The sequence below is a fragment of the Roseateles sp. P5_D6 genome (genome assembly GCF_054049415.1).
Map to the genome: position 1 here is coordinate 222,029 of NZ_JBFUMK010000013.1, position 11,556 is coordinate 233,584.

An 11,556-nucleotide genomic window follows, 5' to 3' on the forward strand; every position below is an offset into this window, starting at 1 on the left:
GAGCCCTCCCCCGTCGCGGAGCGGCAGAAATTCACGCAAAAACTTCCGTCATGTCGTTGACTCATCTGCTCTATTTGCACGGCTTTCGCTCGTCGCCGGCCTCGGCCAAAGCGCTGCGAATGGCCGCCTGGGCGGCCACACAGCCGGGCCTGACCTTCGCCTGCCCGCAGCTGCCGCCCTCCCCGCTTGACGCCATGGCCCTTGTCGCCGGAATCGTGGCGGCCTGGCCATCCGAGGGTGCCGCCGTCATCGGCAGCTCGCTGGGCGGTTTCTACGCCACCTCGCTGGCCGAGCAGCGCGCTCACCGCGGCTGGCGCGTCGCCGTGCTGAACCCCGCGGTGGACCCGGCGCGCGATCTGTCCCGCCACATCGGCACGCTGACGGCCTGGCACGACCCGCAGCTGAAGTTCGAGTTCACGGCCCAGCATGTGGCGGAACTGGCCGCCCTGACGCCACCGGCGAGGCTGACCAAGCCGCTGCGCTATTACGCGCTGATCGCCAAGGGCGACGAGCTGCTGGACTGGCGCGAGATGCTGGCCCGTTATGCCGGCTGCGACGGCGAGGTGCTGGAGGGCAGCGACCACGGGTTGACCGACTTCGAAGACCACCTGCCCGGCTTGCTGAAACACCTTCAAGGCTGAGGCGACAATCGCCCTCCTATGTTTGCGCTGTTTGATGACGCCGGGAAATTTCTCGCCGGCCGGGTGATGTCGGAGGCCGATGCCTCGCTGCAGGTCGAGCTGGACTCGGGCAAGCGGGTCAAGGTCAAGTCCGCCAACGTGCTGTTGAAATTCGAGCAGCCGGCGCCAGCCGTGTTGCTGGCGGAGGCCCGCAAGCTGGCCGACGACATCGACCTCGACCTGGCCTGGGAATTCGCCCCCGAAGGCGAATTCGGCTTCGCCGACCTGGCGCGCGACTATTTCGACGCCAAGGCCGGCACCCTGCAGCAAGCCGCCGCCCTGTTTCGCCTGTATGAGGCGCCCCATTACTTCCGCCGCGCCGGCAAGGGGCAGTTCAAGAAGGCGCCCGAGGAGATCGTCAAGGCGGCCTTGCTCGGCATCGAGCGCAAGCGCCAGCAACAACTGCAGATCGAGGCCTGGGCCGACGAACTGGCGGCGGGCACCTGCCCTGCGCCCATCCAGGAGCAGATCTACAAGATCCTCTTCAAGCCCGACAAGAACGGCCCCGAGTACAAGGCCGTGGTCGAGGCCAGCAAGAAGTCGCACAAGGCGCCGCTGGACCTGCTGCAAGGAGCAGGCGCCATCACCAGCGCCTACCAGTTCCACTGGAAGCGCTTCCTGTTCGAGAACTTCCCCAAGGGCGCCGGCTTCCCGGCGCTGACGGCGCCGGAGATCAAGGACGAACTGTCGCTATCGCCGGCACAGGCCTTCTCCATCGACGACTCGCAGACCACCGAGATCGACGATGCGCTGTCGGTGCAGGGGCTGGGCACGRGCACCGTCACCTTCGGCGTGCACATCGCCGCACCTGGCCTGGCCATCACGCCAGACTCTGCCGTCGACAAGGTCGCCCGCGAGCGGCTGTCCACCGTCTACATGCCGGGCTGGAAGCTGACCATGCTGCCCGACGACGTCGTGCAGGCCTACACGCTGATCGAGGGCCGCGACTGCCCGGCAGTCTCCATCTACTTCACGATGGATGAGGCCACCTTCGAGATCAAGGCACGCGAGACCAGGCTGGAGCGCGTGCACATCGCCGCCAACCTGCGCCACGACAAGCTCGACGGCATCGTCACCGACGCCACGCTGTCGGGCGAGGCGCCGGCCGACTACGCCTTCGCACGCGAACTCGCCTTCACCTGGCGCCTGGCCAAGCACTTGAAGGCSCAGCGYGARGTCGTGCGCGGCAARCCSGAGAACTTCAACCGGCCSGACTACAACTTCCGCCTTGCCGGCGAACGCTCGGAGGCGCCGAACGGCACGGAGTCCGTCGAGATCAGCATGCGCGCCCGCGGCAGCTCGCTGGACCTGATCGTGGCCGAGGCCATGATCCTGGCCAACTCCGCCTGGGGTGGCTGGCTGGCCGAGCTGGGCCTGCCCGGCATCTACCGCAGCCAGGCCAGCCTCGCGCCGGGCATCAAGGTGCGCATGGGCGTCAAGGCCCTGCCCCATGCCGGCATGGGTGTGGCGCAGTACACCTGGGCCACGTCGCCGCTGCGCCGCTATGTCGACCTGGTCAACCAGTGGCAGATCATTGCCTGCGCTCGCCACGGCAAGATGGCAGCGCTGGCCGCGCCCTTCAAGCCCAAGGACGCGCAGCTGTTCTCCATCATCTCGGGCTTCGAGTCCRCCTACATGGCCTACAACGGCTTCCAGAACGGCATCGAGCGCTTCTGGACGCTGCGCTGGCTGCAGCAGAACGGCACGACCGAACTGACCGCCGCCGTCATGAAGGACGGCCTGGTGCGCGCCGACGACCTGCCGCTGGTGTTCAAGGCGCTGGGCTGCGACTCGCTGCCGCGCGGCAGCCATGTGAAGGTGCGCATCACCGGCCTGGACGAGATGACGCTGGACGTGCATGCGACGCTGATCGAGCGGCTGGATGAAGCGCCGGCCGCGGAGGAAGCGGAAGGCGATGAGGACGAGCTCGAAGCCGCCGCGGCACCGCTGACGCTGGCCATCGACGTCAATGAGTCGGAGGCGGAAGCGGCTCCGGCGCCCTGACGATGCGAAAGCTGACCACGCTGCAGATCGCGCTGGGTATTTCGCTCGGCGTGCATGCGTCGCTGGGCAGTCTGCGCATCGCCGCGCCCGAGGCTTTCAACCGCATCTTCCAGGACACGCCGCTGGAGGTCGTGCTCGTCAACACGCGCTCCAACGAGGCCCCCGTCAAGGCCCAGGCCCTGGCCCAGGCCAACCTGGCCGGCGGCGGCAACATGGAAACCGGCCGCGCGACTTCGCCACTGCCACCGGCGCGGCAAAGCGAAGTGGGTGATGCGGCCGAAGCGCAAAGCTCGCAGATCGCCCAGTTGCAGCAGCAGCAACAGCAGTTGCTGACCCAGGTGAGGCGCGAGCTGGCCCTGCTGCCCCCGCCTGACCCGCGCCGCGAAAAGACCGACGCTGCCGAGCGCGCCCTGGCCGAGAAACGCCGACAGCTCGTGGACCTGCTCGCCGAGATCGAGAAGCGCGTCAACGATGAGAGCGCCCGGCCGCGCAAGCGCTACGTCAGCCCGGCCACGCGCGAGGTGGTCTACGCCCAGTACTACGACGGCCTGCGCCGCCGCATCGAGGAGCGCGGCACGCGCGACTTCCCCGAGGCGCGCGGCAAGAAGCTTTATGGCGAGCTGACCATGAACATCCACATCGACCACAAGGGCCGCGTCATCGAGACCGAGATCGTCGCCTCCAGCGGCAACCCGACGCTGGACAAGCGCGCCGTCGCCATCGTGCAGGCGGCCTCGCCCTTCGGCAATTTCAGCAAGGAGATGCTGCGCGGGGCTGAGGTGCTGGTCATCACATCGCGCTTCAAGTTCACGCGTGACGAAAGCCTGGAAACGACTTTGCAGGGGCAGCCGCAATGACTGATAGGTATGCAGTCGCGGGCAATCCGGTGGCGCACAGCCGCTCGCCGGCCATCCACGCGATGTTTGCGGAGCAGACGGGGCAGCAGCTCGTCTATGAGCGGCTGCTTGCGCCGCTGGATGGCTTCGAGGCCACGCTGCGCGCGTTCGCGGCCGCTGGCGCCAAGGGTTGCAACATCACCGTACCCTTCAAGTTCGATGCCTTTGCGCTGGCCACCGAACATACGGAACGCGCCGCGCTGGCCTGCGCCGTCAACTCGCTGCGCTTCGACGAAGGCGGCTGGGTGGGCGACAACACCGACGGCGTCGGTCTCGTCAACGACATCCAGCGCAACGCCCGCCGGCCGCTGGAAGGCCTGCAGGTGCTGCTGGTGGGCGCCGGAGGCGCGGCGGCCGGCGTGCTGGGCAGCCTGATCGCGGCCAGGCCGGCGCGCATCACCATCGCCAACCGCTCAGTGGGCAAGGCCCAGGCCTTGGTGGCCAGCCATGCCGACCTGGGCGTCCCCCTTGCCGCGGTCACCTTGGCGGAGGCCCCCGCTGCGCAAGACATCGTCGTCAACGCCACCAGCACCAGCCTCGCCGGCGCGGCCTCGCCGGTCGATGCCCGCGTGCTGGCCCGCAGCGCGCTGGCGCTGGACATGATGTACGGCCCCAAGGCGCAAGGTTTTCTGGACTGGGCCGCCGCCCACGGCGCCGAGCCCCGCGACGGTCTGGGCATGCTTGTCGAGCAGGCGGCCGAGGCCTTCTTCTTCTGGCGCGGCGTGCGGCCAGACACGGCGCCGGTGCTGAAAGCGCTGAGATCCGAGCTGAAATCCGAGCTGGGGGCCGCGCTGTGATCCGCCACATCGGCCGACTCGTCGCTGTGCTGGCCCTGGCCGTCATTTGCCTGCAGCTCTGGTTTGCTGGCCGCATCGCGCTGATGAACGTCCTCGCACCGCAGTCCACCAGCTTCCAGCGCAGCGAGGCCGTGCGCCTGTTGAAGGAAAAACAGCAGGTCGCCTGGAGCCAGCAGTGGGTGAACGACGCCCAACTGGCCACCACGCTCAAGCGCGCCGTCATAGCCAGCGAGGACGACGGCTTCGCCCAGCACGGCGGCGTGGACTGGGAGGCCCTCAAGGGCGCCTGGAAGAAGAACGAGAAGGCACAGGCCCGCGTGGAAGCTCGCGGCAAAGGTGTGGCCAAGGTCATCGGCGGCTCGACAATCACCCAGCAGCTTGCCAAGAACCTGTTCCTTTCCGGCGAGCGCACGCTGTTGCGCAAGGGCCAGGAGCTGATCCTCACGTTGATGCTGGAAGGCCTGCTGAGCAAGCAGCGCATCCTGGAGATCTACCTGAACAGTGTCGAATGGGGGGAAGGCCTGTTCGGTGCCCAGGCCGCGGCGCGGCATTACTTCCGCACGGATGCGTCACGCCTGGGCGCCTTCGAGGCCGCGCGGCTGGCGGTGATGCTGCCGGCGCCCAAGCGCTTCGAGCGCCAGCCGGGCTCGGCCTATGTCATGGGCCGGGCCGGCCTCATCGTCGGCCGCATGAACAGCGCCCAAACGCCATGACCACCCCCACGCTCGCTTCGCTCACTGCCCCCCGAGGGGGCGCGTCAGTGCTTCGGACGGCCGTGCGCCACTGACATGAGCGACTTCACCGAAGAAATCGCCGCTGCCGCGGCCCGCCTCATCGTCGACGAGGGCATGGACTGGGGCCCGGCCAAGCAGCGCGCCGCCCGCGACCTGGGCGCGCCGCGCGCCGCCTTGCCCGGCAACGACGAGGTCGAGGACGCCGTGCGCGAGCACATCGCCATCTTCCATGCCGACACTCAGCCGGCCGAGTTGCGGGCCCTGCGCGAGCTGGCCGCGCAGTGGATGGCGCGCCTGGCCGAGTTCCGCCCGCACCTGACTGGCGCCGTCTGGCGCGGCACGGCGACACGGCTGTCCAATGTTCACCTGCAGCTGTATTGCGACGACAGCAAGGCGGCCGAGATCGCCTTGCTGGATCGCGGCATCAACTTCGACGTGGCCGAAACGACAGCCGGCCGTGGCCGGCAGGTCGACATGCTCATCCTGGATGCACCTTGCGCCACCCTGGGCGAGCGGGTGACGCTGTGCCTGACCATCCTGGACTTCGACGACCTGCGCGGCGCCCTCAAGCCCGACGCGCGCGGCATGACCGAGCGCGGCGACCTGGCCGCGCTGCAAAACCTCCTGGAGGCCGCCGAATGACGCCCATCAACCGCCGCCTGATCCTGACTGGCGCCGGCGTCGGGGCCGCAGCCCTGGGCGCCGCCTTCGCCTGGCGCAAGCTGAACCCACCGGTGGCTTCCGTCGTCGCCCAAGCATTCTGGGCGCGACGCTTCCCTGCCCTGGACGGTAGCGACCTGGACGTCGCCCGCTGGCGCGGCCAGCCCCTGCTGGTCAACTTCTGGGCCACCTGGTGCCCGCCTTGCGTCAAGGAACTGCCGGAGATCAACCAGTTCTACAAGGAAGCCAAGGGCAAGGGCTGGCAGGTGTTGGGCCTGGCGGTGGACCAGGCCGAGCCGGTCAAGGCCTTCCTGCAGAAGACGCCGCTGGATTTCGCGGTCGCGCTGGCCGGGCCGGAAGGCCTGGGGCTGGTGCGGGAACTGGGCAATCCGGCCGGCGGCCTGCCCTTTTCCGTCGTTTTCGACGAGACCGGCGAGATCAGTTGGCGGCGTCTGGGCGTGAGTCGCCTGGAAGAACTGCGCCAATTGGCCCGAAGCTGACGCGCCCCCGAGAATTTCCCTATCCAGCAGGAAATCGGGTCCAAAACGCGTAAAGTTCGCCCTTCCTCAATTTAGTGGCGACTCTCTAGACCTTCGGGCAGGCGCGCCGCCACATGTTTGATGCAAGTTCTCGTCCTGCATGGCCCCAACCTCAACCTGCTCGGCACCCGCGAGCCCGAGGTCTACGGCGCGCAGACTCTCGCGCAGATCGATGCCGAACTCGGCAAGATCGCCACGGATGCCGGCGCCACGCTGAACAGCTTCCAGAGCAACCACGAAGGCGCTCTGGTCGACCGCATCCAGGCCGCGCGCACCGACGGCACGCGCTTCATCATCATCAATCCGGCCGCCTACACCCACACCAGTGTCGCCATCCGTGATGCGCTGGCGGCTGTGGCCCTGCCCTTCATCGAAGTTCATTTGTCGAACATCCACCGCCGCGAAGCCTTCCGCCACCACAGCTATATGAGTGAGCTGGCGGTGGGCGTCATCTGCGGCCTCGGCGCCAACGGCTACCGCCTTGCGCTGCGCCACGCCCTCGAATCGTTGGAAGCCGGCGCCTGACCTCCGGTCTCGCGCCGCTTTTTCTCTTCCCCCACAACAACAACACCGCCTGGAGCCAAGATGGACCTTCGCAAGCTCAAAACCCTGATCGACCTGGTCTCGGAATCCAATATTTCCGAGCTGGAAATCACCGAGGCCGACGGCAAGGTCCGCATCGTCAAGGCCGACCCGGCCGCCGCCGTGGCCATGCAGCCGGTCTACGCCGCCGCTCCCGTCGCCCATGCACCGGCCCAGGTCGCCATGCCCGCCGCCGCAGCGGCCCCGGCCGCCGCGCCGGTCGAGACCGGCCATATCGTCAAGTCGCCGATGGTCGGCACCTTCTACCGTGCGTCCAGCCCCAACGCCAAGCCGTTTGCCGACGTTGGCCAGCAGGTCAAGGAAGGCGAAGCCATCTGCATCATCGAAGCGATGAAGATCATGAATGAGATCGAAGCCGACAAGAGCGGCACGATCACCAAGGTCATGTGCGAGAACGGCCAGGCCGTAGAGTTCGGACAACCGCTGTTCGTGATCGAGTGAGGCCACTCGATGTTTAAGAAGGTCCTTATTGCGAATCGCGGAGAGATCGCTCTGCGCATTCAACGAGCGTGCCGAGAACTCGGCATCAAGTCCGTCGTCGTCTATTCAGAAGCCGATCGCGACGCCAAATATGTGCGCCTCGCCGACGAGGCCGTCTGCATTGGCCCGGCGCCCTCGGCCCAGAGCTACCTCAGCATGCCGGCCATCATTGCGACGGCCGAGGTGACGGACGCTGAAGCCATCCACCCCGGGTACGGCTTCCTCAGCGAGAACGCCGATTTCGCCGAGCGCGTCGAGCGCAGCGGCTTTACCTTCATCGGCCCAACGCCTGAGTCCATCCGCCTGATGGGAGACAAGGTCTCGGCCAAGCAGGCCATGATCCGCGCCGGCGTGCCCTGCGTGCCCGGCTCCGAAGGCGCCCTGCCCGAGGACCCGAAGGAGATCATCAAGATCGCCCGATCGGTGGGCTACCCCGTCATCATCAAGGCGGCCGGCGGCGGCGGCGGGCGCGGCATGCGCGTCGTGCACACCGAGGCGGCTCTGGTGCACGCGGTGCAGACGACACGCGCCGAAGCGGGTGCGGCCTTCGGCAACCCCGAGGTCTACATGGAGAAGTTCCTGGAGAACCCACGCCATGTGGAGATCCAGATCCTCGCTGACACCTTCAAGAACGCCGTCTGGCTGGGTGAGCGCGACTGCTCCATGCAGCGCCGCCACCAAAAGATCATCGAGGAAGCGCCGGCACCCGGCATCCCGCGTCGCAACATCGAAAAGGTGGGCGACCGCTGCGCGGCGGCCTGCAAGAAGATGGGCTACCGCGGCGCCGGCACCTTCGAGTTCCTGTACGAAAACGGCGAGTTCTACTTCATCGAGATGAACACGCGCGTCCAGGTGGAGCACCCGGTCACCGAGATGRYCRCCGGCATCGACATCGTGCAGCAGCAGATCAAGATCGCAGCCGGCGAGAAGCTGCCGTTCACGCAGCGCCAGATCGAGATGCGTGGCCACGCCATCGAATGCCGCATCAACGCGGAGGACCCGGTCAAGTTCGTGCCCTCGCCCGGCCGCATCACGATGTGGCACGCGCCGGGCGGGCCCGGCGTGCGCGTGGACTCGCATGCCTACACGAACTACTTCGTGCCGCCCAACTACGACTCCATGATCGGCAAGATCATCGTCCACGGCGACACGCGTGAGCAGGCCCTGGCGCGCATGCGCATCGCGCTGAGCGAGACGGTCGTCGAAGGCATCCAGACCAACATCCCGCTGCACCGCGAGCTGATGGCCGACGCCAAGTTCATCGAAGGCGGCACATCCATCCATTACCTTGAAGGCTGGATGGCTGCCCACAAGCGATGAGCAACCTCTTCGAGTTGGCCCTGGTCTGCCACGAGGCCGACGTCGAGATCGTCAGCGATGCGCTGATGGAGATCGACGCTCTCGCGGTCTCGGTGGAGGATGCCGACGCAGACACCGAGGCTGAGCACGCCTTGTTCGGCGAACCCGGCATGCCGGCGCCCGCCGCCGGTTGGGAGCGCTCGGTCGTCAAGGCCCTCTTTCCCACCGAGCCCGAGGCCACCGAGGCGGCGACGCTGATCCTGGCCCAGGACTGGGCTACGGATGTGCATGTGCAAGCCATCCAGGCTGTGCCCGAGCAGGACTGGGTGCGCCTGACGCAAAGCCAGTTCGCGCCAGTCGAGATCACGCCCGAGTTCTGGATCGTGCCGAGCTGGCACGAGGCACCGCCGCAGGCCCAACGCGTCATGCGCCTGGACCCCGGGCTGGCCTTCGGTACAGGCACGCATCCAACGACGCGCATGTGCCTGCGCTGGATCGCGACCCATTCCCAGCCCTGGATTCGCGTGCTGGACTATGGCTGTGGCTCCGGCATCCTTGCCATTGGCGCGGCCCTGCACGGCGCGCGTGACATCGACGCCGTCGACATTGACCCGGCTGCCGTCACTTCGTCGCGCGACAACGCGGCGGCCAATGGCGTCACACTGAAACCCGGCCTGCCGGAGCTGGCCCGGGGCGAGTACCCGCTGGTCATGGCCAACATCCTGGCCACACCGCTGAAGCTGCTCGCACCACTGCTCTGCGCCCATGTCGCGCCCGGCGGCAACCTGATCCTGGCTGGCATCCTGAGCCGCCAGGCTGAGGAACTGAAGGCCGCCTACGCGCCGTGGCTGGCGCTTGAAGTCAGCGATGAAGAGGATGGCTGGATCCTGATGACGGCCCAGCGAGCGGCATGAGCACCGCACGGCCGCCCGAAGGTGCTCATTCCCGCTTGGCGGGAGTGAGCCCGGACTTGAGACGCCCTGAGGGCATCTCATGCCTGACGAACGCCTGGCCGCTCCGTCGGCCAGGCAAGCGCGCAGCGCGAAGGGTGCACCCGTGAGCCTCGCAACGCGCTGCACGGCCTGCGGAACGATCTTCAGGATCGTCGAGGACCAGTTGCGCGTCTCCGATGGCTGGGTGCGCTGTGGCCGTTGCGCGGAGATCTTCGACGCCCGCGAACTGCTGTTCGACATCGAGCGGGACGCTCCACCGCCCTGGCCGCCACAGTACGCGCCGGCCACCGTGGTGCCGGAGCCCGAGCCCCTGCCCCTGCCACCGCCTCCACCTCCACCACCTCCGCCCCCGGTCTACACACCGCCAGCGGACTGGATGCCGCCCCCCGAACCCGAGCCCCGTGCCGAGGCCTTGCCTACCGGCTGGCCCTCCGAGTACGGTCGGCAGGAAGCCAGGCCCGAGCCTCATTGGGTGGGTGACGACCGTGCCAGCGAGCCGGTTGCCGCCCCCCCGCCCATGGTGGCGCGTGATGCCGGGCCGGAACCGTCGATGGCCGAGATGGCTCCCATCACGGCCGAGCCGGCGGAGCGGCCGGGCAAGCCCGCAAAGGTCGCCAAAGCCGCCAAGCCGCAGAAGCCCGGCAAGGCCGAGGCGCCCGGCAGACTCGTGCCCGAGTTCATGCGCAAGGCCGAGAACACCGCTCGCTGGAATCGCCCTGCCGTGCGTGTGGCCCTCGGCGTCGCATCCCTCTTGCTTGCCGCATTGCTGGCCCTGCAGGTGACGCTGCACTTTCGCGACGCCATTGCCGCCCTGCACCCGCCCCTGCGCGAGCCATTGAAGGCGCTGTGCAGCGCCGCCGGCTGCGAGGTCAAACCGTGGCGGCGCATCGAGGCGCTCAGCATCGAATCGACGGCGCTCAGCCCGGTGGGCGCCGGCAGCTACAAGCTCAATCTCGCGCTGCGCAACAAGACCAGCGTGGACGTCGCCGCGCCTTGGGTGGAATTGAGCTTGACCGATGCCAACGGCGCGGCTTTCTCCCGCCGCGTGCTCGGTCCCGAAACCCTGTCCCCGGTGCTGACGCAGGTCAATGCCGATTCTGAACAGGCCTTGAGCCTGGTGTTCGGAACGGGTGGCCAGAAGGTCAGCGGCTACAGCGTCAACATCTTCTACCCCTGAGAGCGTCGACTCCGACTGCCCATCAACGGCCACCCCGCACCGTCATGGCCTCGTTGCCGTCCCAATGGGAAAGGCGCAGAGCCCATGCGAGTCCCTGAGACTTGAGCGCTTCGACCAACGTCAGACGTCAGGCCGGAACACGCTGGCGTGCTGCGGGGAGAGAGGCAAGGGGTCTACGCCCGGAATTGACTTTAGGTCGGCAGATTCGCGGGCCCTGTAGGACCATGCCGCATCGCCCGGACAAGCCGTTAGCAGATGCATCCCGGCCCTGCGAACAGTGCGCCGGAAATAAAAAACCCGGCCCCGAAAATTTCGGGGCCGGGTTGCCTGCTTCGCCGGGATCCGGGTGGACGAACCACCCGGCGGCGAGTCAGCGGATCGCCTGGTTAGGGCTTGTTGCCGGTCGGGAAGGGCCAGGCAGCTTGCGGGCTCAGAGCCGTCTTGGCCGCAGGAGCGGTTGCAGCAGCGGCAGGCTTGGCAGCCGGGGCAGGCTTGGCGGCAGCCTTCTTCGGAGCTGCGGCCTTCTTGGCAGCAGGCTTCGCGGCGGGCTTGGCAGCGGCCTTCTTGGGCGCAGCAGCCTTCTTGGCCGGAGCGGCCTTCTTGGCGGGTGCAGCCTTCTTGGCCGGAGCGGCCTTCTTGGCGGGCGCAGCCTTCTTGGCCGGAGCGGCCTTCTTGGCGGGTGCAGCCTTCTTGGCCGGAGCGGCCTTCTTGGCGGGCGCAGCCTTCTTGGCCGG

At 67.7% G+C, this 11,556-nt stretch carries 12 protein-coding genes and 1 pseudogene; 12 read left to right on the forward strand and 1 reads right to left on the reverse strand.

Going from position 1 to position 11,556, the window contains the following annotated elements; all coding sequences use genetic code 11:
- The first annotated feature begins 50 nt into the window (after positions 1-50).
- The 12 genes from ACXJKM_RS18955 to ACXJKM_RS19010 all read left to right on the forward strand — a co-directional run bounded on the left by ACXJKM_RS18955 (position 51) and on the right by ACXJKM_RS19010 (position 10,822).
- A complete protein-coding gene (locus tag ACXJKM_RS18955; protein WP_457354325.1) occupies positions 51-641 on the forward strand; it encodes a YqiA/YcfP family alpha/beta fold hydrolase in 591 nt (196 codons plus the stop codon).
- A gap of 18 nt (positions 642-659) precedes the next feature.
- Positions 660-2,684, forward strand: coding sequence for a ribonuclease catalytic domain-containing protein (locus ACXJKM_RS18960; protein WP_457354327.1), 2,025 nt, complete (start codon positions 660-662; stop codon positions 2,682-2,684).
- A gap of 2 nt (positions 2,685-2,686) precedes the next feature.
- Positions 2,687-3,541 carry an energy transducer TonB gene (locus ACXJKM_RS18965; RefSeq protein ID WP_457354329.1) on the forward strand — a complete coding sequence of 285 codons (855 nt, stop codon included), beginning with the start codon at positions 2,687-2,689 and terminating at the stop codon, positions 3,539-3,541.
- Entirely contained in the window at positions 3,538-4,377 is an 840-nt protein-coding gene (aroE, locus tag ACXJKM_RS18970; RefSeq protein WP_457354331.1) for a shikimate dehydrogenase, read from the forward strand. The genes ACXJKM_RS18965 and aroE overlap by 4 nt, the downstream gene beginning before the upstream one ends.
- Positions 4,341-5,090, forward strand: coding sequence for a monofunctional biosynthetic peptidoglycan transglycosylase (gene mtgA / locus ACXJKM_RS18975; RefSeq protein WP_457354341.1), 750 nt, complete (start codon positions 4,341-4,343; stop codon positions 5,088-5,090). The genes aroE and mtgA overlap by 37 nt, the downstream gene beginning before the upstream one ends.
- A gap of 75 nt (positions 5,091-5,165) precedes the next feature.
- Positions 5,166-5,753 carry a hypothetical protein gene (locus ACXJKM_RS18980; protein ID WP_457354333.1) on the forward strand — a complete coding sequence of 196 codons (588 nt, stop codon included), beginning with the start codon at positions 5,166-5,168 and terminating at the stop codon, positions 5,751-5,753.
- Positions 5,750-6,271 (forward strand): TlpA disulfide reductase family protein, encoded by a 522-nt coding sequence (locus tag ACXJKM_RS18985; RefSeq protein WP_457354335.1) that lies wholly within the window; start codon positions 5,750-5,752, stop codon positions 6,269-6,271. The genes ACXJKM_RS18980 and ACXJKM_RS18985 overlap by 4 nt, the downstream gene beginning before the upstream one ends.
- A 117-nt stretch (positions 6,272-6,388) precedes the next feature.
- A complete protein-coding gene (gene aroQ / locus ACXJKM_RS18990; protein ID WP_056203560.1) occupies positions 6,389-6,835 on the forward strand; it encodes a type II 3-dehydroquinate dehydratase in 447 nt (148 codons plus the stop codon).
- 60 nt (positions 6,836-6,895) lie between these two features.
- Positions 6,896-7,354: an acetyl-CoA carboxylase biotin carboxyl carrier protein gene (gene accB, locus ACXJKM_RS18995; RefSeq protein ID WP_056203557.1), complete on the forward strand. Its 459-nt coding sequence runs from the start codon at positions 6,896-6,898 to the stop codon at positions 7,352-7,354.
- A 9-nt stretch (positions 7,355-7,363) separates the two neighbouring features.
- The gene (accC, locus tag ACXJKM_RS19000) at positions 7,364-8,713 is read left to right on the forward strand and encodes an acetyl-CoA carboxylase biotin carboxylase subunit (RefSeq protein WP_457354337.1); all 1,350 of its coding nucleotides are present in this window, start codon (positions 7,364-7,366) and stop codon (positions 8,711-8,713) included.
- Positions 8,710-9,606 carry a 50S ribosomal protein L11 methyltransferase gene (gene prmA, locus ACXJKM_RS19005; RefSeq protein ID WP_056203552.1) on the forward strand — a complete coding sequence of 299 codons (897 nt, stop codon included), beginning with the start codon at positions 8,710-8,712 and terminating at the stop codon, positions 9,604-9,606. Before accC ends, prmA begins: the two co-directional genes overlap by 4 nt.
- 79 nt (positions 9,607-9,685) lie before the next feature.
- On the forward strand, positions 9,686-10,822 hold the full coding sequence (locus ACXJKM_RS19010; RefSeq protein WP_457354339.1) for a zinc-ribbon and DUF3426 domain-containing protein: 1,137 nt from the start codon (positions 9,686-9,688) through the stop codon (positions 10,820-10,822).
- 386 nt (positions 10,823-11,208) lie between these two features.
- On the opposite strand, the pseudogene ACXJKM_RS19015 reads toward ACXJKM_RS19010, so the two are convergent.
- Positions 11,209-11,556: pseudogene (locus tag ACXJKM_RS19015) on the reverse strand (histone H1); the annotation flags it as partial.

What these genes read in the sequence shown, in the direction of transcription:
- aroE (WP_457354331.1), top strand. Translation starts at nt 3,538, where the DNA reads ATGACTGATAGGTATGCAGTCGCGGGCAATCCGGTGGCGCACAGCCGC.
- ACXJKM_RS18955 (WP_457354325.1), top strand. Translation starts at nt 51, where the DNA reads ATGTCGTTGACTCATCTGCTCTATTTGCACGGCTTTCGCTCGTCGCCG.
- ACXJKM_RS18965 (WP_457354329.1), top strand. Translation starts at nt 2,687, where the DNA reads ATGCGAAAGCTGACCACGCTGCAGATCGCGCTGGGTATTTCGCTCGGC.
- ACXJKM_RS18980 (WP_457354333.1), top strand. Translation starts at nt 5,166, where the DNA reads ATGAGCGACTTCACCGAAGAAATCGCCGCTGCCGCGGCCCGCCTCATC.
- accB (WP_056203557.1), top strand. Translation starts at nt 6,896, where the DNA reads ATGGACCTTCGCAAGCTCAAAACCCTGATCGACCTGGTCTCGGAATCC.
- ACXJKM_RS18985 (WP_457354335.1), top strand. Translation starts at nt 5,750, where the DNA reads ATGACGCCCATCAACCGCCGCCTGATCCTGACTGGCGCCGGCGTCGGG.
- ACXJKM_RS19010 (WP_457354339.1), top strand. Translation starts at nt 9,686, where the DNA reads ATGCCTGACGAACGCCTGGCCGCTCCGTCGGCCAGGCAAGCGCGCAGC.
- prmA (WP_056203552.1), top strand. Translation starts at nt 8,710, where the DNA reads ATGAGCAACCTCTTCGAGTTGGCCCTGGTCTGCCACGAGGCCGACGTC.